Here is a 21180-nt window from a genome sequence, read left to right as displayed (position 1 = left end):
GACAGATACCCGCATATTTTGCTGTTCCGTTCGAAGCGGGACAGATTGCATGAAATAAGGTTCTTTTACCGGTAGCCTTCCTGTTGTTCATGCAACGGGAAGGCTATTGTTTTTCACGCAAGCCCGCATCCTATCGAATTTCAACCATAACCAGGCATACCTGCCGCCGAACCCCATCCCTTATGTCCAGAATTTACCAGATCATCAGGCGTTTATTTTTTGTACTGGGACTGCTTGCCGGCAGCCTGTCGCAACAGGCCGCAGCGCAAACCTATTGCACGCCTTCGTACAGCAGTGGCTGCGCTATAAACGGCGGCTACCCTACCGGGCACTGGATCAGCAATGTGAGCCTGGGCGCCTTCAATCATGCGCCGCCCAACGGTACCTGTGCCAGCGTAAGCAATTACACCAGTTTAACGGCCATGGTAACGGCAGGTACCAGTCCTGCAATGACGCTGACAACAGGCGGTTACTGTGGTGTAGCCGTGTATGTGGACTTTAACCAGGACGGCGACTTTAACGACCCGGGCGAAGAGCTGGCGGTGCCGGCCTTCGTAGGTACCGATCCCGCGGTATATAATTTTACCATCACCATCCCGCTGAGCACACCGGGTGGCAACTACCGTATGCGGGTAATCAACAGGGGCGCCAACTCGGGCAACCCGGCTGCTAACCCTGCATGTGATGCTTATAACTGGGGCAACTTTTATGATTATACCCTTAACGTAGTACAGCCCTGCCCGCAGATTACCAGTGTAACCGGGGCGACTTTATGTGCGCCCGGCGGAACGGCAATCCTGTCGGCCACTTCCAACGAACCTGCAGCGATCTTTAAATGGTATAGTAGTGCTGCTGCAGCAACGCCGCTTTTTACCGGCAACCCGTATACGCCGGTCATGAGCGGTTCGGGTACAACCACGTATTACGTTGCGGCGGAGAACAGTATCTGCGCTACCAATCCCAGGGTGCCGGTAACCGTAACCGTATTGCCCGCGGTGCCCGCCCCGCTGTCGCTTACGCCCAATACCGGCCTCTGCCAGGGCGATACCGTATTGCTTACCGCAGTGCGGAACAAAACCCACGACTCCATGGCGGTGGGTAATGGCACCCTCAACAATGGTAATGCACCCATCACCGGGGCTTCGGCCAATTCAGTTTCCGAGATGTTATACCTCTCGGGCGAACTTGGTTTTAGCGGTTATGTAGAACAGCTTTCCTTTAACCGGACCTTGCCCAATTCAACCAATGCCAGTACGTTTGGCAATGTAGACATATACCTGAAAGTAACGGCAGCCACCACGGTGGCCACGACGACCAGTACCGCGGGGTATAACCTCGTATATAGCGGACCCTGGATCAATACGGCCGGCGCAGGTTGGAAAGCACTCGTCCTCGATAATGTTTTTTATTACCCGGGCGGCGCCGGCGATAACCTTTCCGTATTGGTGGTGCGGCAGGCGCAACCGCTCAGTGTTCCGCAATCGCCGCAATACCAGGCCACGGCCCTTAGCGCTTACCGTTGCTCGTATTATACCGGTACGGGCTGGCCTGCGGCCACCATGGCCCAGACCTTTAACCGGCCCAACCTGCGGCTGGGTTATTACCGGCTGCTGCCCATAAATTGGTGGCCGGTAAGTAACCTGTTTAAAGATGCTGCATTGACACAGCCGCTCGCAGCCAACGATACCAATAGCCAGGTATATGCCCGGCCGCCGGCAACGGTTACCTACCGTGCTTTCAGCCTGCAGGGCAATTGCCATTCCGATTCGCTGAGCGTTACCCTTAATGTGAACCCGTATATTACCAATACGGTGAATGTAACCCGGTGTGCCGGTCAGTCGTACATCTTTAACGGCATTACCTATACCACTTCGCAAACGGGTTTGAAAGATACCTTTGCTACCGCGGGTTGCGATAGCATTGTTACGCTCAATCTTACCGTCAATCCCTATATCACCAATACGGTAAGTGTGGTAAGGTGTGCCGGTCAGTCGTACACCTTTAACGGTATTACCTATACTACTTCGCAAACGGGTTTGAAAGATACCTTTGCCACCGCGGGTTGCGACAGCATTGTTACGCTCAATCTTACCATAAATCCCTATATCACCAATACGGTAAATGTGGTGCGGTGCGTATACCAGCCTTACACTTTTAACGGCATTACCTATACCACTTCGCAAACGGGTTTGAAAGATACCTTTGCCACCGCGGGCTGCGACAGTATCGTTACGCTCAATCTTACTGTGAATCCCTATATCACCAATACGGTTAGTGTAACCCGGTGCGCCGGTCAGTCGTACACCTTTAATGGTATTACTTATACCACTTCACAAACGGGTTTGAAAGATACCTTTGCCACGGCGGGTTGCGACAGTATCGTTACGCTGAACCTTACGGTGAATCCTTATATCACCAATACGGTTAGTGTAACCCGGTGCGCCGGTCAGTCGTACACCTTTAACGGTATTACTTATACCACTTCACAAACGGGTTTGAAAGATACCTTTGCCACGGCGGGTTGCGACAGTATCGTTACGCTGAACCTTACGGTGAATCCCTATATCACCAATACAGTTAGTGTAACCCGGTGCGCCGGTCAGTCGTATACTTTTAACGGTATTACCTATACCACTTCGCAAACAGGTTTGAAAGATACCTTTGCCACGGCGGGTTGCGACAGTATCGTTACGCTGAACCTTACGGTGAATCCCTATATCACCAATACAGTTAGTGTAACCCGGTGTGCCGGTCAGTCGTATACTTTTAACGGTATTACCTATACCACTTCGCAAACAGGTTTGAAAGATACCTTTGCCACTGCGGGCTGCGATAGTATCGTTACGCTGAACCTTACCGTTAATCCCTATATCACCAATACAGCTAACGTAAGCCGTTGTGCGGGTCAGTCGTATACTTTTAACGGTATTACCTATACCACTTCGCAAACAGGTTTGAAAGATACCTTTGCTACTGCGGGTTGTGATAGTATCGTTACCCTGAACCTTACCGTGAATCCCTATATCACCAATACGGTTAGTGTAACCCGGTGTGCCGGTCAGTCGTATACCTTTAACGGTATTACCTATACCACTTCGCAAACAGGCCTGAAAGATACCTTTGCCACCATGGGCTGCGATAGCATCGTTACGCTGAACCTTACCGTTAATCCCTATATCACCAATACGGTTAGTGTAACCCGGTGTGCCGGTCAGTCGTATACTTTTAACGGTATTACCTACGCTACCGCACAAACAGGCCTGAAAGATACCTTTGCCACCATGGGCTGCGACAGCATCGTCACGCTGAACCTGAGCTTTACGCCTTATATCACCAATACAGTTAACGTAACCCGATGTGCCGGTCAGCCGTATACCTTTAATGGCATTACCTATACCAGCTCGCAAACCGGTCTGAAAGACACGTTCGTTACTGCCGGCTGCGACAGTATCGTAACTCTGAACCTCACGGTAAATCCCTATATCACGCATACCGTAAACGTGGTCCGCTGCGCGGGTCAGCCCTATACTTTTAACGGCATTACCTATACCAGCTCGCAAACCGGCCTGAAAGATACCTTTGCCACTACGGGTTGCGACAGTATCGTTACCCTGAATCTTACAGTGAATCCGTATATCACCAATACGGTGCATATTGCAAAATGTGCGGGAGAGACCTATACCTTTAACGGTATTACCTACGCCACCTCGCAAACCGGGCTGAAAGATACCTTTGCTACCACGGGTTGCGATAGCATCGTTACGCTGAACCTTTACATTTCGGCGCCGCCGGCGATACAGCATGCCGATACCCAGTCCTGCGGGCCTTTTGTGTACAAAGGAGTAACCTATACCACCGGTACGACTATAAAGGACACGATACGCAATGGCATGGGCTGCGACAGCATCATCCTGCTGCTGCATGCCCGGGTATACCCGGGCACGGCAGCCTTGTTGGTTGTCGATACTGCAGGTTGCGGTATGGTGCGGTACGAAGGCATTAATTACTACAGCAACACAACCCTGGAACATATGTTCCGCAACAGTTATGGCTGCGACAGTGTAAAACGGACGGTGAATATCCAGGTCGATAACTTTAAGCTAGAGCTGGCTGTCGATCCCGAAGATCCTTACCGTGGGGAAATGGTCCATTTTACGGCTTCGTCCGACGATGCCTCCTTTACAGTATATGGCTGGGAGCCGCAGGCCTGGTTCCCGGCGCAGGACGCCCGCGAGCAGCATATCCTGGCGGGTGAGGATGGCCGGGTATGGGTAAAAGCCCGCAACCGGCATGGCTGCCTGGATTCGGTCGCCTTCGATCTGAACGTAAAACCCCTGGACCACGGCATCTTTATGCCCAATGCCTTTTCGCCCAACGGCGACGGGCTCAACGACCTGTTTACCCCAAGGTTCTATATGAAACGGGCTTATGTGGTAACCACTTTCCGGATCTATAACCGTAACGGTGAAATGGTGTTCAGCGCGCCCATGAGCACGCAACCCGCCTGGGACGGCAGTATGAACCACGGCGGTGTGATGGCCGATATGGGCACCTACCACTATTATATGGAAGTAAAATTCCTGGATGGCACGAAGGTGCCGCTTAAGGGAGATATTACCCTGATCCGCTAGACGCGGTGCCTGGTAATACGATGCAGCGGCAGGGTTTATAGCCCTGCCGCTTGTATTTAAAACTGGTCGAGCAGGAACTCTACCGTTTTGGGGAAATAAAAATGTTCGAGGCGATGGATCTTTTCGGCGAGCGACAGGGCATGGTCCGTATCGTGTACCGGGCAATAGGCCTGCAGGATGGTGGCGCCTTCGTCGTAATGTTCGTTTACATAATGAATGGTAATGCCGGATTCCTTATCGCCGGCTGCTACTACGGCTTCGTGCACATGGCTGCCATACATACCCTTGCCGCCGTATTTGGGCAACAGGGCCGGGTGTACATTGATCATCCTGCCGGGAAAAGCCTGCACCACGGCTTCGGGTACTTTCCATAGAAAACCGGCGAGTACAAGCAAAGCAGGATCATAACCCCGGAGCAGGTTGATAAACTCCTCCGAACGGAATGCCTTTTTGTCAATCAGTTGTACGGGTATATGATGGCGCGCCGCAATATCCAGTACGCCGGCCTGCGGGTTGTTGCATACGATAAGGACAACGCGTGCTTTGGCATTGGTAGCGAAATGATCGATAATGGCCTGTACATTGGAACCCCTTCCGGAGGCAAATAAGATAAGTTGATGCATTGTTGTAGTGGTTCCCCGGCACAGGGGATAATTAAATTTCTGCAAATTTATCATTTCCCGGTTGATAAAGCGGTTTTTCTGCCCGGTTATACGGCCTATAATTTTTATCTTTGTAAGGATGAGCATCCTTGCCCGGCTGGCCTGTTTCCTGGTTCTTCTTGTCCATACAGTAAACTGTAAGGGTAATTGTCATGCCTTGAAGCAGGCTGGGGTTGCGGTAGACGGAAAGATGGCGCCGAGGCAGGCGCTTAGCCTGTCGGCCAAAAAAGACCGGCTGGGCGACCAGTCCGGTATGGCCCTCCACTCTTGTATCACCACCAGTGTGGCGCCTTTTATGCTCCAACCCGGCGGCCCCCTGCTCTACGGTTTGCAAACCGCTTTCCACGATCAGCAGGATACGCCGCTGTGTTGTCCGGGCATTGCCCGGGGCATCGTGGCCGGGCTCAAGGCCAAGATGCTTTTCCCTGTTCATTATTTCTGGTAAATACAGTGTTTAAATAAAAGTACCTGTCCGGTGGCCTGTATCCAGGCTGCGGGCCCGATCTGTTTGTTTATGTATAAAGAAAAAATGACTGAAGCTCTTTATGGAAAACCATCTTCCGCATCTGATTACCGACCTGGCCCTGATCCTGGGGGCCGCGCTTGTTACCACCCTGCTATTTAAAAAACTGAAGCAACCCCTTGTACTGGGCTATATTATCGCCGGCCTGCTGGTGGGGCCCAATATATCCGTAGTGCCTACCGTGGCCGATCCCGTAAATGTAAAAACCCTCGCCGAAATAGGCGTTATCTTCCTGCTGTTTAACCTGGGCCTGGAGTTCAGCTTTAAAAAACTGATGCGGGTAGGAGGCGCCGCTTCCGTTACCGCGATGGTCGAAATCGTGTTCGTTACAGTTTCGGGTTACTTCCTGGGTAAATGGATGGGCTGGGGTACCATGGACAGCGTATTCCTGGGTGGCGTATTGGCCAGCTCTTCCACCACGATCATTATCCGGGCCTTCGACGAGTTGGGCGTTAAGTCCAAGAAGTTTGCCCGTATCGTATTCGGGGTGTTGGTGGTCGAAGATATCGTGGTGATCCTGTTGATGGTGATGTTGAGTACAATGGCCGTAAGCAAGACCTTCGAAGGGGCGCAGCTTAGTTTTACGGTATTGAAGCTGGTCTTCTTCCTGTTGCTCTGGTTTATTACGGGTATTTTCCTGCTGCCTACCTTCCTGCGCAAAATGAAGAAATTTCTCGATGAGGAAACCCTGCTGATCCTGTCCATCGCCCTTTGCCTGGGTATGGTGGTGCTGGCCACCAAAGTGGGCTTCTCTGCAGAGCTGGGCGCTTTTATTATGGGATCGGTATTTGCCGAAACCACCTCTGCCGAAAAAGTGGAACACCTGCTTAAACCGCTCAAAGACCTCTTCGGCGCCGTGTTCTTTGTATCGGTCGGTATGATGATCGACTTTAACGCCATTATGGAATACCGTGTGCCGGTGCTGCTCGTTACAGGGCTTACGATCTTTGGCAAACTTTTCAGCACCACCCTGGGAGCGCTTATCTCCGGGCAGCCGCTCAAACAGTCGATCCAGGTGGGCATGAGTATGGCCCAGATCGGGGAGTTCGCCTTTATCATCGCAACCCTGGGTATTACCCTGGGGGTAACCAGCGATTTCCTGTTCCCTATCGCGGTGGGCGCCTCTGCCATTACCACCTTTACCACGCCTTACCTGATCCGCTTTTCGGAACCTTTCTACAACTGGCTGGAAAAAATGGTGCCTAAAAAAGTATTGCAGGGCATTGCCAAATACTCGTCGGGTACACAGGATATGCAGGCCACAAGCGAATGGAAATCGGTACTCCGTTCCTACCTCGTTATCGTTACTACCAATGCTGTAGTGATCCTGGCCATTACCATTATTTCGGCCAACTTCCTGTTGCCTTTCGTGGTACGGCAGTTTGCCGGCCGCGAGCTCATTGCCTCGCTGATCGTGCTCTGTGTTACCCTGGCGGCTATATCGCCCTTCCTCTGGGCTATGGTGGCCAAGCGGCCCAGTAAGATCGCCTATAAGGAGCTTTGGCTCAACAATAAATTTAACCGCGGGCCGCTGGTTATGGTGGAGATCATGCGCATCGGCCTGGGCATTATGCTGCTCGGCTTCCTGCTCGACAGCATGTTCTCGGGCACCGTGGCCGTGCTGGTGGCCCTGCCGGTGATCGTGATCGTGATGTTCGTGTTCTCTAAAAAGATCCGGCAATTCTACCAGCGTATCGAGGAGCGTTTTATCCTGAACCTGAATGCCCGCGAACGGGCCGCACTCGAGCAGAACCCGGCCATTGCCTTAAGTCCCTGGGATGCCCATATCGCCGAGTTCAAGGTAAACCCGCTGGCGCCGTATATCGATAAGACCTTTGCCGAACTGGCCTGGCGCGAGCAATACGGGGTAAATATAGCCCTGGTTAAGAGGGGCGGCAGGATGATCTATGCGCCGGGGCGTGGCGAAAAACTGTTCCCCCACGACGAGATCAGCGTGATCGGTACGGATGAACAATTGCAATTGTTCCGGCCGGTGGTGGAAGGCACGGTCGATGTAAAGGATATGGAAGAGTCGCGGAACAATATCAGCCTGCAAAAGATCAAGGTGGATGAACATACCCGCTTGAAAGGGCAGAGCATCCGTTCCTCGGGCATCAGGGAGCGTGCCGGTGGCCTTGTGGTCGGTATAGAGCGCAATGGCAGCCGTATCCTTAATCCCGACTCCAACGAAGAGATGCAATGGGGCGATACGGTCTGGATCGTGGGCGACCGCAAGAAAATACAGGCGTTGATCCGTAAGGAGGATTAACGCCCTTGTGACTGCCGGCTACCGGTATGGTACGTCGTATGCAGAAGTGAATTATATTTGCAACGCTGCCTGTACCGGTTTACGTACAGGCAGTGTACTTGTACCTGAAAAAAATTACTGACGCAACCCATGAAAAAAAGTCTGCTCCTGCTCTGCCTGCTCTTGTCGGCTGCTGCCTCCTTTGCCCAGAAATACCGTGCAACCATTACCACGGCTTATGGCAATATCGAAATGTATCTTTACGACAATACCCCCAAGCACCGGGATAACTTTGTAAAGCTGGCAAAAAAGCATTTTTACGATGGCACCCTTTTTCACCGGGTAATCCCCTCCTTTATGATCCAGGGTGGCGATCCGGGTTCTAAAACGGCCAAGGCCGGGGCGCCCCTGGGCGATGGCGATGTAGGCTATAAGATACCGGCCGAGATCCGCGATGAATACTATCACAAAAGAGGCGCGCTGGCGGCTGCAAGGGACAATAACCCTGAAAAGGCCTCGTCGGGTTGCCAGTTTTATATTACCGTAGGTAAAAAATTCAGCGATAAAGAGCTGGACGCTTTCGCGGCGCGCAGCGGTCGCAAATACACCGAAGCGCAAAGGGAAATGTATAAAACAACAGGCGGTACGCCGCACCTGGATAATAACTATACCGTGTTCGGCGAAGTAACCAAGGGCATGGACATCGTGGATAAGATCGTAAACCAGCCCCGCAACGGTATGGACCGGCCCAACGAGGACCAGAAGATCCTGAAATTACGGGTTAAGAAAAAGTTCCTCTTTTTCTGGATATAAATGACCGTACGGCCCGGCCGTACCGTTGATCACTGTTATATAGAATAGAAGGGTAACCCCATGTACGACCCGGCGCTGAAGCGATTGCTCGACCAGAAAGTCCTGCTTTATAACCAACCTTCTTTTATTGAAAAAGACCCGGTATCGATACCCCACCGCTTTACGAAGCTGCAGGATATCGAGATCTCGGGTTTTTTTGCTGCCCTGCTGGCCTGGGGCAACCGCACTTCGATCATCAACAGCTGCACCCGTTTATTGCAGGCTATGGATGGCGCCCCCTACGATTTTGTCCGCAATTTCAGGGATACGGACCTGAAACCGCTGCTGCACTTTGTCCACAGGACATTTAATGCGACAGATCTGTTCTATCTACTTCATTTTCTGCAATTTCACTACAGCAAACACGAAAGCCTGGAAGCAGCCTTTGCACAGTTTATCAACCGGGAATCCACCGATATTACACAGGCCCTCACCGGCTTTCACCAGTATGTGTTTTCGTTGCCGCAGGCGCCTGAGCGTACCCGCAAGCACATTGCCACGCCGGCCCGGAAGTCGGCCTGCAAGCGGCTTAATATGTACCTGCGCTGGATGGTGCGTAATGACGGGGCTAAGGCAAAAACGGGAACCCTGGTAGACTTCGGTCTCTGGAAAAATATAAGCCCTGCCCAGCTGATCTGCCCGCTGGATGTACATGTGGCCCGTGTGGCCCGCAGGCTCAACCTGCTCGAGCGGAAACAGGACGACTGGCATGCTGCCGTCGAACTTACCGGTAAGCTGAAAGCATTAAGCCCCGATGATCCCGTTCAGTACGATTTTGCACTTTTTGGCCTGGGCGTGATCGAAAAATTTTAACGGTCCGCAAGGTATTTTCCTGCTTTTTTACAACGTTTTATTAACGGCTCTTATCTCGCCAGATCCGCACTCAGACGGCATTACACGAAGCCTCAGGCCTGTACATGCTTTGTTGGGTGACAACTATGTTTTAGAAAAAATTTCTATGAGGTCCCAACTATTCGGGCCGCCCCTGTTGTCTACATAACGGGATAGGCATTTTTTAACATTAAGGATGCCCATCCCTTCCCGAAAAGAATTGAACCGGCTAACCCAAATCCACACACTATGACGCACAGATATACTGTAAGCGTATTAAGCTTCTTCCTGCTTTTCTTTTGCAGTTATGCAGCCAATGCCCAGATATCAGGCACTGTATTCAACGATCTCAACGGCCTTGTCGATAATACGGTTAACGGCACCGGCAGCAATGCCGGCGGTCTTAATGCCGTATTGATCAATACCACAACCGGTAATGTAACGGCCACCACCGCCGTAGCCGCCAATGGCACCTATAGTTTCCCGGCTCCTGCAAGCGCTACTTACCAGGTGCTGATCACTACGGCCCCCGTCACGATCGGTAGTGCTGCCCCGGCGGTTACCCTGCCGGCCAACTGGGTGAATACCGGTGAATTTGTGGGTACCGGCGCCGGTAACGATGGTACTGTAAACGGCATTTTGCCGATTGGTGCCGTTACCGCGGCTACCAATGCCAACTTCGGTATCGAGCAACTGCCCAATACGAATGTGAGCACGGCTGCGCCCGTGTCTAACCCCGGCGGTACGACCGTTGCCCTGATCTCTACAGTGGGTATGGGTGGTTCGGATCCCGATGGCGGCGTGATCGATTCGATCCGCATTATGAGTTTCCCGACCAATACCACCACCCTGGTGCTGGGCGCCAATAGTTATACTGCGGGAACCTTCCCTGCTGGCGGTGTTACCATCAACACGACCGTTACAGGACAACCTGTACCGGCGCTGAGCATCGATCCTACGGACGGTGCTGTTTCGGTGGTGATCACCTACGCAGCCATCGATAATGCCCACCAGATCGACCCTACGCCCGGAAGCTTTACCATACCCTTCACCAACTCGGTAACGGGTATCGTGACCAATGACGTAAACGGCCTGCTGGGCACGCCGGCTAATACCATCGATGGTCCCGGCACCAATGCCGGCGGCCTGAATGCCGTAGTCGTAAACACCGTAAGCGGCAACGTGGCTGCTTTTGCGGCCGTAGGCGCTACCGGCACTTATACGGTTACCGGTTTGCCCAATGGCACCTTCAATATCCTAATCACTACCGCTACGGCTACCGTGGGCAGCGTGCCGCCAGCCATTGCCCTGCCTGCCAACTGGGTAAGCACCGGCGAGTTTCTGGGTACAGGGGCCGGCAGCGATGGTAACGTAAACAGCACCCTGGTGCTGGGTACCATTGCCGATAACGTGATCAATGCCCGCCTGGGTATCGAACAACTGCCCAATACCAATACGACCACCGCTGCGCCCCAGGCCAACCCACCGGGTACTACCAATGCAACCATTGCTGCTGCGGGCTTTGGCGGAACGGATCCGGACGGCGGTGTGATCGATTCGATCCGCATTTTGTCGTTCCCGACCAATACGACTTCTATTACGATTAACGCCGTCAACTATACAGCCGGTACCTTCCCTGCTGCAGGCGTATCAATACCAACCAATGCAACCGGCCAGCCTACATGGCCTATCTTACTGGATCCCGTAACCGGTACGGTAAACGTGGTGATCACCTATACCGTGGTCGATAATGCCGGCAAGCCCGATCCGACCCCCGGATCGCTTACGCTTCCCTTCCAGGAATCCGGTATGACCGTGATCGATAACCGTACTGCTGCCCAACTGGTAGAAAAACTGACCGGCGCCGGTGTCGTGGTGCTGAACCCAACCATGACCTGTCCCGGCATTTCCAATGGTACTTTTAATATTATAGGGGTAAGCAACCTGGGCCTCGACAGCGGTATCGTATTGACCTCCGGACGGGCGATGACCACTCCGGTAAACCAGGGTGTTAATGGCCCTAACATCGGTGCCGGCCCGGCAGCCTTTACTTCCGGCCTTTCGGTAGATGCCAACCTGTCTACTTTGGTTAACCAGTCGTTGAACGATCTGTGTCGCCTGGAGTTTGACTTTGTGCCCGCCGGCGATTCGGTTAAGTTTGAATATGTATTTGGCTCTTCGGAGTACCAGGGTTTCTCCTGTAGTCAATTTAATGATGTATTCGGTTTCTTTATTTCCGGTCCCGGCATAGTCGGCACCTATAATATGGCAGTGATACCGGGAACGAATATCGCGATCTGTGTAAACAGTACAACCAACCCGACGGTAAACCCGCCAAACAATATCACGGCGTGTACCGGTATGGGTGCGGGTTCGCCGTTTTCGATGTATTATGTAAATAATGCGGGTGGCGGTACCGTAACCTACCGTGGATTTACAACCGTATTTACGGCGTCTTCCAAGGTAAGCGCCTGTGATACCTTCCACCTGAAGCTGGCTATTGCCGACTGTTCGGATGGTAACCTCGATTCGGGCGTATTCCTGAAAGCCGGTAGCTTGTCTTCTGCGGCGCTTTATGTAAAAACCTTTGGCGGCGGCGGTCTCGAAACGCCGTATACCAATACCGTAAGGGGCTGTCCTCCGGGTGTGGTGCGGGTGAGCCGCAGCGGCAACCTGGGTGCGCCGATAACCATACCGCTTACCTATACCGGTACTGCGGTTAACGGTCTCGATTATTCGCCGCTACCCAGCAGCGTAACGATACCTGCCGGCGACAGTGCTGTTAACCTGTATGTAAATGGTATCGTAATGGTGCCGCCTGTAGGTCCTAAATCAGTTGTGGTATCTGTATTGTCGCCTTATAACTGTAGTTCTACCAACGAGCCTATCGTACTGGCCAGCGATACCATCATGATCCTCGATTCGATCTATGTAAAGATCCTTAACCCCGACACGGCCATCTGCCGCGGCCGCTTTGTAGACCTGAAAGTAGAGGCCGATACGATCCTGAAATTCAGCTGGACACCGGCGAGCTCCGTAAGCAACCCGCTCGCGAAAGACGTAAGGGTAACGCCTACCGGCCCGACCCATTATACCGTATCGGTATTGCTGCCGATAGGTACCGGCTGTCCGCCATCAACCGACCATGTATTTATCGATGTAAAAGATACGCCTAAGGTCAACCTCGGACCGGATAAGGTAACCTGTGGAGATGCCGTGCAGCTCAATGCAGCAACGACACCGCTAAACCCGGACGAGACCTTCCTATGGACGCCGGCCACGGCCCTGAGCAGTGCGACGATACGCAACCCCATATCGACACCCACGGGTGATATGATCTATTCGGTTACGGTTAATCCCGGGGCCGTAGGTTGCGACGGGCACGATACGATCAAGATCCGGCTATTGCCCGATCATATAACGGTGCTTAACGCCGATACGGTAGTGTGCGACGGAGCGCTGATCCAGCTTCGGGTTGAGGGCGATACGGCCTTCCACTACAACTGGAACCCCGAGCAGGATATAGCCGATCCGCTGGTGCCAAACAGCGTGCTTACCGCCCATACCACAGGCTGGTATACCCTTACGGCGTCCTATCCGGGTTGCGTGAGTATGCCGGATAGTTTCCATGTGGAGGTGCAACCCAACCCTATCGTCAACATAGGGCCCGACCGTACGATCTGTACTTATGATACGATTAACCTGTATGCCGCGGTAACACCGGCTTACAACAACTATAGCTACCTGTGGCAACCCGGCACGGCCGTATCCGATTCTACGATCAATATGCCGATATTCAGCCAGGACGAATCGGTAATGCCTTTATGGGTAATCGTTAAAACGCCGAATGGCTGTACGGGTGGTGATACGATGCGGATCACGGTTCATCCGGGCGACTTTATGCTGGTGTCGCCGCTGGATACGGGCGTATGTCCGCCGGCATTGGTACAGCTGAAGGCCACGGGCGCGCAGCGTTATCTCTGGTCTCCGTCCTACGGCCTGGACGATGTAACGTCGGCAACGCCGATCGCCACACCGCTGAGCAGTACGGATTATACGGTGATCGGTACGAGCAATTTCAATTGCTACGATACACAAGTGGTCAGCTTTAAGGTCTATCCTGCGGCAGCCATCAACCTGCCGGACAGTGTGCAGATCTGGCCGGGCGAACGTTACCAGATCGATCCGGGCGGCAACTGCCTGTACTTCGAGTGGTTCCCGTCTTCGGGTCTGAGTGCGATCAACATCTCCAACCCGCTGGCGAGCCCCGAGGTGCGTACCCGTTATTTTGTAACGGCCCGTACCGAGTACGGTTGCGAGCTGAAGGATTCGGTAGATGTGCTGGTGAACACCGAGTCGCTGCTGGACCTGCCGAACGCCTTTGTGCCTACGGATGGCGACCTTAAAATAGTGAAGCGTGGCCTGGCCAACCTGAAATACTTCCGCATATTTAACCGCTGGGGTAATATGGTGTTTGAGACCAGTAATATCGACCAGGGTTGGGACGGCCGTTACAAAGGCCAGGAACAGCCGTTGGGCGTATACATATACAGCGTGGATGCAGAAACCTCTACGGGCAAGAAGTTCCGTAAAGATGGTAATGTAACCCTGCTCAGGTAAGCGACGAAACCCGGAGATATGCGTTGCTATAGCGATGCATATCTCCTCCATTTTCTTTTCAGAAGTATCATTACTTAAGGTATCCGCCAACTTTTCCCCGGGGCAAAACTTGTCTTTAAGGAAGAAGTATAATATCTTTAAGGCGGCTTAGCTGGCAAATTCTGGTGTTTATTGTGCATGGAACACCCGGGTTTGCTGCTGGTTGCTTGGCGGCGCCTTAATACTAAATGATATATGAAAAGTAGATTTTTACCGTATATTTTTTCACTCTTACTGCTATTTGCAACAGGTGGAATACAGCTCTTTGCGCAGATGACCGTTACGGATAACCAGACGGCAGCACAGTTGGTAGATAAATTAACCGGCGCCGGTGTAGTGGTGCTGAACCCGACCATGACCTGCCCTACGATCTCTAACGGGGTGTTTTCGGTTGCCGGTGGCAGCACGCTGAATATCGACAGCGGTATCGTACTCTCTTCCGGCCGGGCCATGACGATCCCCGGCAGCCAGGGCGTTAACGGTGCCAATACGGGTCCCGGCCCTGCGGCCTTTACCTCGGGCGCTTCGGTAGATGCTAACCTGTCTACCCTGGTTACCCAGTCGCTCAATGACCTGTGCCGCCTGGAGTTCGACTTCGTACCGGCAGGCGATTCGGTAAAGTTTGATTATGTGTTTGCATCCTCAGAGTACCAGGGTTACTCCTGTAGTATCTTTAATGATGTATTCGGGTTCTTTATTTCAGGTCCGGGCATAACGGGTACGTATAACATGGCAGTGATACCAGGTACATCGATCCCGATCTGTGTAAACAGTACGACGAATCCCACGGTAAACCCGCCCTCGGATATTGCTTTGTGTAATGGTATGGGCACCGGTTCGCCGTTCTCGATGTACTATGTAAACAATGCGGGCGGAGCAACGGTTACCTATCGTGGATTCACTACGGTATTTACCGCGGCAGCCCAGGTGAACGCCTGCGATACTTACCACCTGAAGCTGGCTATTGCCGACTGTACGGACGGTAACCTCGATTCGGGTGTATTTCTGAAAGCGGGTAGCCTTACCTCTACCGCTTTATACGTAAAAACAACGGGCGGCGGCGGTCTCGAAACACCGTATACCAATACGGTAAGGGGCTGTCCTCCGGGCGTAGTGCGTGTAAGCCGCAGTGGTAATACCGGCCAGCCGATAACCATACCGCTTACCTATGCGGGTACTGCGGTTAATGGTCTCGATTATTCGCCGCTACCCAGCAGCATAACGATACCGGCGGGAGACAGCGTGGCGTCATTGTATGTAAACGGGATTGTTATGAACCCGGCGGTAGGACCGAAATCTGTTATTGTTTCGATTTTGTCGCCTTATAACTGTAGTTCTACTAACCAGCCAATTGTACTGGCCAGCGATACGATTATGATCCTTGATTCTATCTATGTGAAAATCCTGAACCCCGACACGGCAATATGCCGGGGCAAGCACGTAGACCTGAAAGTAGAAGCCGATACCCTGCTGAAGTTCAGCTGGACACCAGCTACTTCGGTGAATAATCCTTTAGGACAAAATGTAACGGTAACACCAACGGCGCCGACCTCCTACACGGTATCGGTAACGTTGCCGGTGGGCACAGGCTGCCCGCCATCTACCGACCATGTATTTATCGATGTAAAAGATACGCCTAAGGTCAACCTCGGACCGGATAAGGTAACCTGCGGAGATGCGGTGCAGCTCAATGCGGCAACGACACCGCTTAACCCGGACGAGACCTTCCTATGGACGCCGGCCACGGCCCTGAGCAGTGCGACGATACGCAATCCCATATCGACGCCCACGGGTGATATGATCTATTCGGTTACGGTTAATCCCGGGGCCGTAGGTTGCGACGGGCACGATACGATCAAGATCCGGCTATTGCCCGATCATATAACGGTGCTTAACGCCGATACGGTAGTGTGCGACGGAGCGCTGATCCAGCTTCGGGTTGAGGGCGATACGGCCTTCCACTACAACTGGAATCCCGAGCAGGACATAGCCGATCCGCTGGTGCCAAACAGCGTGCTTACAGCTCATACCACAGGCTGGTATACCCTTACGGCGTCCTATCCGGGTTGCGTAAGTATGCCGGATAGCTTCCATGTGGAGGTGCAGCCCAACCCTATCGTCAACATAGGGCCCGACCGTACGATATGTACTTATGACACGATTAACCTGTATGCCGCGGTAACACCGGCTTACAACAACTATAGCTACCTGTGGCAACCCGGCACGGCGGTATCCGATTCTACGATCAATATGCCGGTATTCAGCCAGGACGAATCGGTAATGCCTTTATGGGTAATCGTTAAAACACCGAATGGCTGTACGGGTGGCGATACGATGCGGATCACGGTTCACCCCGGCGACTTTATGCTGGTGTCGCCGCTGGATACGGGTGTATGTCCGCCGGCATTGGTACAGCTGAAGGCCACGGGCGCGCAGGGTTATCTCTGGTCTCCGTCCTACGGGCTGGACGATGTAACGTCGGCAACGCCGATCGCCACACCGCTGAGCAGTACGGATTATACGGTGATCGGTACGAGCAATTTCAATTGCTACGATACACAAGTGGTCAGCTTTAAGGTCTATCCTGCGGCAGCCATCAACCTGCCGGACAGTGTGCAGATCTGGCCGGGTGAACGTTACCAGATCGATCCGGGCGGCAACTGCCTGTACTTCGAGTGGTTCCCGTCTTCAGGATTGAATGCGGCCAATATATCGAACCCGCTGGCGAGTCCCGAGGTGCGTACCCGTTATTTTGTAACGGCCCGTACCGAGTACGGTTGCGAGCTGAAAGATTCGATCGATGTGCTGGTGAACACCGAGTCGCTGCTGGACCTGCCGAACGCCTTTGTGCCTACGGATGGCGACCTTAAAATAGTGAAGCGTGGCCTTGCAAATCTGAAATACTTCCGTATATTTAACCGCTGGGGTAATATGGTGTTTGAGACCAATAATATCGACCAGGGTTGGGACGGCCGTTACAAGGGACAGGTTCAGCCGATGGGCGTGTATATATATAGTGTGGATGCAGAAACCTCCACGGGCAAGAAGTTCCGTAAAGATGGTAATGTAACGCTGATACGGTAGCGGAACATACAATCATATAACGCTGTGTGTTAATGCATTGAGGTTCAGTATCAGCTTATTAGCCCGGAAAACCCATTCTTATGACAACAAACGAGAGGAATAAATAGAAATTGGAGCAGAAATAAAAAAATTATTTTGAAAATTTTATGGATAATCAAAATTTTTTTGCACTTTTAACTCCCAAAAAATTTCTACGAAGAAAAGCTCTCGGAAATATATTTTGATAAACAGCTTAACAAACAAATTATGAAGTGTAGAATTACGTTTGCCGGCGCCGGCCTTATTGCTGCAATGCTGCTCAAAATAGGAAGCGCTCAAGCTCAGGATGTTCACTTTACACAATTCGACGCTTCGCCGCTCATTCTTAATCCGGCCAATACCGGGGCTTTCAACGGAGAGTGGCGTGCTTCTGCCATATATCGTGATCAGTGGCGTAGTATAACGGGAGGACGTGCCGCGTTTAAAACCATTGCTGCATCTTTTGATATGCCTATCATACGGGATATCTCTGTAGATGATTACCTGGCAGCGGGCGTTCAATTCTATAACGACAGGGCTGGCGATGGTAACCTGAACAACTTCTCCGCCATGCTTTCCGTAGCTTATCATAAATTTTTGGGACAGGATGCGAGGAAGGTGCTGACCGTAGGCTTGCAGGGTGGATACACGCAAAAGAGTATCGATCTCAGCAACCTGTATTTCGGCGACGAGTTCAGCGAAGGTATGCTGAACCCCGGAACCTCTGCAGAGCGCGACTGGCTGAAACGTAATGCGAGCAACTACATCATCAATGCGGGTCTGAGTTATGCCCAGGCCGTAAGCGATAAGTTCAGCTTCAGCATCGGCGCAGGCGTTAATAATATCAACCAGCCCCTGGAATCGTTCGACCGTCGTAAGGCTTCCAAACAACTGGGCCTGGCTATGCGTTACACCGGCCAGATCGGCGCCATCATCGGCGTGGGCGATCGCTTCTCGCTGAAGCCCGCAGTGTTGGTGCAATCACAGGCCAAAGCAATGGAACTGATTGCCGGTAACGAATTCCACTATAAACTCGGCGACGATTACGAACTGCCTACAGCACCAGCCGTATTTGCAGGTGTATGGTACCGTAACCAGGATGCCGTAATGGTAACCGCCGGTGTCGAATTCAAAGGATTCCGCGTAGGTGTGGCTTATGACTACAATACTTCAGACCTGAAGAGTGCATCGAATGGTAACGGTGGTTTTGAAATTGCACTGCGTTATATCGCACCAAGCCCTATCGATTTTGCACGTAAATTACTGTACCCTTGCGGACGTTTTTAATACGTGATTTATCGTTCGGCTCTTGAGATCCATTTTTAATTTTATTTAATGATGAGATAATTTAGACTGCAAAAGTTTATAGAAGAGCCTGCCGGATAATTTTAAAAAAAATTTGGCAGGTTCTTCGTTTTTTATAAATCAATTTTTACTTTTATAGCCTAAGTTCTAAATTTAACTTTATTCAATCAACGTTGCATGCACATGAGACGCAAATCGTTACTCTTTTTATTATCAGCTTTTCTGTTAACGGCTGTGGTACATGATGAGGCTCTGGCTCAAAAAGATAAATACCGCAATAAAGCAAATGATCCCGTAGCACAATTAGGCTACGAGAAAAAGCTGCGTTGGGCAGATGGCCTCTTCAAATCGGGTAGCTATTACAATGCCTACGATTACTACCAGCAGTTATTGCAGGAGCAGCCTCGTAATCCATACCTGGTATACCAGGCTGCGGAATGTGCCTGGTTTATGCGTGATTATATACCTGCATCGAAATATTACGGTTATGCTTACTCGCTTTCCAGCACACTGTATCCCGAAGCGATCTATAAAGAAGCGCTGATGCTGAAAATGCAGGGTTCTTATGAGCAGGCTATTACCCGCTTCCAGAAATTCATTACCGATAATCCAAAGACGTTTAAGAAGCTGAAAAAGCGTGCACAGCGTGAAATCGACGGTTGTAAAATGGCGATGAACTCCGTGAACAACCCGATTCCTGCAAATGTGAAAAACCTGGGTGCTAACGTAAATACAGCCTATACCGAATTGTCTCCTTACCCGCTCGGCGATACTGCCCTGCTGTTCGCTACGATGAAGTCCAACAACATCGTTGAAGTAGGTAAAGAAAAACGTTCCGATTATGTTTCCCGTTTCATGGTGTCTCATAAATTCAAACGTTATGAGGAGCGTGATACGTTCCAATGGCCTCTGCCTTTCCTGGACGGTCGTTTCAACGACGACAAGTACCACGTAGGTAACGGCTGTTTCAGCCCGGGTGGCGATAGGTTCTATTTCACCAAGTGCCTGGAGAATGAGAAAAATGAAATGACCTGCCGTATCTTCTGCTCTACCTTCGAAAAAGAGAAATGGGGCAATCCCGTACTGCTTGGCGAAGGCATCAACGACGACGGTTCTTCCAGCACCCAACCTTACATTGCTAAAGTAGGTAAGAAAGAAGTCCTGTTCTTCTCTTCTAACCGCGTACTGCAGAGCCGTGGTGGTTACGATATCTGGTACTCCGTTTACGATCCGCGCCAGAAAACCTATCGTCGTCCTCAGAATGCCGGTAAGCAGATCAATACAGAAGGTAACGAAGCATCTCCTTACTACGACAACCGCGTAAATAAATTATACTTTGCTTCTGACGGCTGGGTAACTATGGGTGGTTTCGATATCTACTCTGCCAATGGTGGTCCTTCCCGTTATACGAACCTGACCAACCTGGGTTACCCCATCAATACCTCTGCGGATGAACTGTACTACATCCACGATCCGATGGGTAAACCTGATGCTTATGTAGTAAGTAACCGTCCGGGTTCTATCGCGCTGAAAAACCCAACCTGTTGTGATGATATCTGGCGTATCCAGTACGAACCCAAGATCTATGCTATGGGTAAAGTACTCGATCAGAAATCCCAGAAACCCGTTGCACAGACTGTGGTGAAGATGGTAGACGAAGCGGGTAACATCAAAACATACAACTCTGAAAACGGCGAGTTCCAGTTCCTGACTGCAAGAGGCCATAACTATGTGCTGACTGCCGACAAACAAAACTATACCTCTACCCGTGCTACTGTAAGCACAGAAGGTATTAAACGCCAGGATCCTGATGATACCGTATTCGTTACGATCTATGTGGACAGCGTTTTCATCGACAAAGATTTCTTACTGAAAAACATCCTGTACGATTATGATAAAGCAACCCTCCGTCCGGAAGCTGCTGCATCACTGGAAGAACTGACTACCCTGATGAAAGATAACCCATCCCTGGATGTGCGTATCTTCTCTTATACCGACAGCAAAGGAACGGAAGCTTACAACAAGAACCTGTCCCAGCAAAGGGCCGAGTCTGTAGTAAACTACCTGGTGCGTAACGGTATCGAACGCAGCCGTCTTTCTGCCCAGGGTATGGGTAAGGACAACCCGGTTGCTCCGAACAAAACAGAATCCGGTAAAGATAACCCGGATGGTCGTCAGCTCAACCGCCGTACTACCTTCCGTATCCTGACCGATGTACCTACACGCCGCACCATTTATGATAGCTCCAAACCTGGTACTATCGGCGAACAGGAGAAAAACCTGGAGCTGGGCGAAGGTGTTGAAGATACAGAGCCTGCGGATTCAGATTCTAAATTCGGTAATCCTGGTAGCCGCGTAAACTAAGCC

Annotated in this window: 11 protein-coding genes; 9 read left to right on the top strand and 2 right to left on the bottom strand. The window is 51.6% G+C overall.

Going from position 1 to position 21180, the window contains the following annotated elements; genetic code table 11:
* Window positions 1-182: 182 nt before the first annotated feature.
* Window positions 183-4631: a GEVED domain-containing protein gene (locus B0I18_RS01435; protein WP_181358292.1), complete on the top strand. Its 4449-nt coding sequence runs from the start codon at window positions 183-185 to the stop codon at window positions 4629-4631.
* 56 nt (window positions 4632-4687) lie between these two features.
* On the opposite strand, the gene purN is transcribed toward B0I18_RS01435, so the two are convergent.
* Both purN and B0I18_RS25400 read right to left on the bottom strand, forming a co-directional pair.
* The gene (gene purN, locus B0I18_RS01430; protein ID WP_106522017.1) at window positions 4688-5254 is read right to left on the bottom strand and encodes a phosphoribosylglycinamide formyltransferase; all 567 of its coding nucleotides are present in this window, start codon (window positions 5252-5254) and stop codon (window positions 4688-4690) included.
* A 31-nt stretch (window positions 5255-5285) separates the two neighbouring features.
* The gene (locus tag B0I18_RS25400; RefSeq protein ID WP_281257980.1) at window positions 5286-5420 is read right to left on the bottom strand and encodes a hypothetical protein; all 135 of its coding nucleotides are present in this window, start codon (window positions 5418-5420) and stop codon (window positions 5286-5288) included.
* Window positions 5421-5450: 30 nt separating this feature from the next.
* Between B0I18_RS25400 and B0I18_RS01425 the strand changes: the two genes are divergently transcribed.
* The 8 genes from B0I18_RS01425 to B0I18_RS01390 all read left to right on the top strand — a co-directional run bounded on the left by B0I18_RS01425 (window position 5451) and on the right by B0I18_RS01390 (window position 21177).
* On the top strand, window positions 5451-5738 hold the full coding sequence (locus B0I18_RS01425; protein WP_106520866.1) for a hypothetical protein: 288 nt from the start codon (window positions 5451-5453) through the stop codon (window positions 5736-5738).
* Window positions 5739-5838: 100 nt separating this feature from the next.
* Window positions 5839-8085, top strand: coding sequence for a monovalent cation:proton antiporter family protein (locus tag B0I18_RS01420; RefSeq protein ID WP_106520865.1), 2247 nt, complete (start codon window positions 5839-5841; stop codon window positions 8083-8085).
* 129 nt (window positions 8086-8214) lie between these two features.
* On the top strand, window positions 8215-8877 hold the full coding sequence (locus B0I18_RS01415) for a peptidylprolyl isomerase (protein WP_106520864.1): 663 nt from the start codon (window positions 8215-8217) through the stop codon (window positions 8875-8877).
* Between the two features lie 60 nt (window positions 8878-8937).
* Entirely contained in the window at window positions 8938-9729 is a 792-nt protein-coding gene (locus tag B0I18_RS01410) for a TIGR02757 family protein (protein WP_106520863.1), read from the top strand.
* A 267-nt stretch (window positions 9730-9996) separates the two neighbouring features.
* On the top strand, window positions 9997-14367 hold the full coding sequence (locus B0I18_RS01405; RefSeq protein ID WP_106520862.1) for a choice-of-anchor L domain-containing protein: 4371 nt from the start codon (window positions 9997-9999) through the stop codon (window positions 14365-14367).
* 234 nt (window positions 14368-14601) lie between these two features.
* Entirely contained in the window at window positions 14602-17490 is a 2889-nt protein-coding gene (locus B0I18_RS01400; RefSeq protein WP_106520861.1) for a choice-of-anchor L domain-containing protein, read from the top strand.
* Between the two features lie 246 nt (window positions 17491-17736).
* Window positions 17737-18795 carry a PorP/SprF family type IX secretion system membrane protein gene (locus tag B0I18_RS01395; protein ID WP_106520860.1) on the top strand — a complete coding sequence of 353 codons (1059 nt, stop codon included), beginning with the start codon at window positions 17737-17739 and terminating at the stop codon, window positions 18793-18795.
* A 201-nt stretch (window positions 18796-18996) separates the two neighbouring features.
* Entirely contained in the window at window positions 18997-21177 is a 2181-nt protein-coding gene (locus B0I18_RS01390) for an OmpA family protein (protein WP_181358291.1), read from the top strand.
* Window positions 21178-21180: the final 3 nt, after the last annotated feature.

The organism is Taibaiella chishuiensis (assembly GCF_003014535.1).
Taxonomy (GTDB): domain Bacteria; phylum Bacteroidota; class Bacteroidia; order Chitinophagales; family Chitinophagaceae; genus Taibaiella; species Taibaiella chishuiensis.
The sequence above is the reverse complement of the archived record's forward strand: the minus strand, read 5'-3'. Positions and strand labels throughout refer to the sequence as shown.

Coding starts and splice junctions, on each gene's coding strand:
- B0I18_RS25400 (WP_281257980.1), bottom strand. CDS start 5,420: ATGGACAAGAAGAACCAGGAAACAGGCCAGCCGGGCAAGGATGCTCAT.
- B0I18_RS01395 (WP_106520860.1), top strand. CDS start 17,737: ATGAAGTGTAGAATTACGTTTGCCGGCGCCGGCCTTATTGCTGCAATG.
- B0I18_RS01435 (WP_181358292.1), top strand. CDS start 183: ATGTCCAGAATTTACCAGATCATCAGGCGTTTATTTTTTGTACTGGGA.
- B0I18_RS01415 (WP_106520864.1), top strand. CDS start 8,215: ATGAAAAAAAGTCTGCTCCTGCTCTGCCTGCTCTTGTCGGCTGCTGCC.
- B0I18_RS01410 (WP_106520863.1), top strand. CDS start 8,938: ATGTACGACCCGGCGCTGAAGCGATTGCTCGACCAGAAAGTCCTGCTT.
- purN (WP_106522017.1), bottom strand. CDS start 5,254: ATGCATCAACTTATCTTATTTGCCTCCGGAAGGGGTTCCAATGTACAG.
- B0I18_RS01400 (WP_106520861.1), top strand. CDS start 14,602: ATGAAAAGTAGATTTTTACCGTATATTTTTTCACTCTTACTGCTATTT.
- B0I18_RS01405 (WP_106520862.1), top strand. CDS start 9,997: ATGACGCACAGATATACTGTAAGCGTATTAAGCTTCTTCCTGCTTTTC.
- B0I18_RS01420 (WP_106520865.1), top strand. CDS start 5,839: ATGGAAAACCATCTTCCGCATCTGATTACCGACCTGGCCCTGATCCTG.
- B0I18_RS01390 (WP_181358291.1), top strand. CDS start 18,997: ATGAGACGCAAATCGTTACTCTTTTTATTATCAGCTTTTCTGTTAACG.